The sequence below is a fragment of the Virgibacillus sp. GM2-2 genome, from assembly GCF_055329585.1.
This window is the reverse complement of the sequence record NZ_JBUZWC010000153.1, coordinates 1-239: the sequence shown is the minus strand read 5'-3', so window position 1 is coordinate 239 and position 239 is coordinate 1. Positions and strand designations below refer to the sequence as shown.

The window sequence follows — 239 nt, the reverse complement described above, 5'->3', positions numbered from 1 at the left end:
ATCTGCTGTTTTCGATCGCCGGCAATGAAGCCGAACATGCCAAGAATGCATTCCGCCTGCTCGGCTGGCCTGAGGGTGTGAAGGAGAGTCTGCAGACTGCGATGAATCTGGAGTCAACTGATTCAGAGAATTTTTACCCATCCGCTGCCAAGGCCGCGGAAGAGGAAGGCGATGATGAAGCCCTGGCATTCTTCCGCCGGGCCCGGGACGACGAGCGGCGTCATCATCGACAGCTTTTC

General features: G+C 56.9%; 1 protein-coding gene. It reads left to right on the top strand.

What is annotated here, in order from left to right; all coding sequences use genetic code 11:
* Nucleotides 1–239 (top strand): ferritin family protein (locus tag ACY9Z2_RS19340; RefSeq protein WP_463611300.1); only part of this gene is annotated, 239 nt, incomplete at both ends.